This window comes from Acetobacter sp. P1H12_c (assembly GCF_018811975.1).
GTDB classification, from domain to species: Bacteria; Pseudomonadota; Alphaproteobacteria; order Acetobacterales; family Acetobacteraceae; genus Acetobacter; species Acetobacter persici.
In genome coordinates, this window is record NZ_JACRVR010000102.1 from 1 (window position 1) to 680 (window position 680).

The 680-nt window shown below is 50.7% G+C and carries 1 protein-coding gene; it reads left to right on the forward strand.

Annotated elements, in window-relative coordinates; translation table 11 throughout:
* A partial coding sequence (locus tag KP699_RS16305) for a hypothetical protein (RefSeq protein WP_215763351.1) occupies window positions 1-680 on the forward strand: 680 nt, incomplete at both ends.

Sequence of the window (680 nt, forward strand, 5' to 3'; positions counted from 1 at the left end):
GGTCCAGACGCCGGTGGTGGAGCGTCATACGAGCATGGCGCAATAGGCTACGGTCCACAGCTGCCTTGGGGTGCTACAAGAGGACTGACGTTTTGGGAAATAAGCAGCTTCGACGGAACGTCCAGCACAACACTGCGCAGTGTGCCTGGAATTATCCAAGAAACCGGCGCGCATTTTACCAGTTACCAGGAAGCGCAAGTCGTATTTAATTATAACACGAATACGATTGAGAAACTTGATGGATCGGTATTCCCCACTGGTATTAATGGACAAGTCATAGTCTGCCAGACAACGCCAGATGCGCTAAACCGGACCGCAACGATTGTGTCCGGTGCTGGCACCAACACTCTCACAGTCAGCCAGCAAATTTTTGTTGATAGCCGCGACAAAACTGTTGGTGACCTCGTCCGGTTTGGACCAACGATTTATTCTCAGACTGATAACATGGTGTCGCAGTCGTGTGGCAATTGGGACTACTATCGGTTTCAAGACGCGTATGACGGCATAATTTACAAGCTCCCTTACCTCAGCTTTGATCGAATAGCCGGTCGCGTTGGAATCAACCGCCCTGATCCCAAGACGAGCCTCCATGTGGTCGGTCAGTCTCTGTTCGCCACGGCTTCAAAATTTGACGCATACAGCCTGCGGTTTAATGCTGCTGTAGCTATCAATGTTTTGCC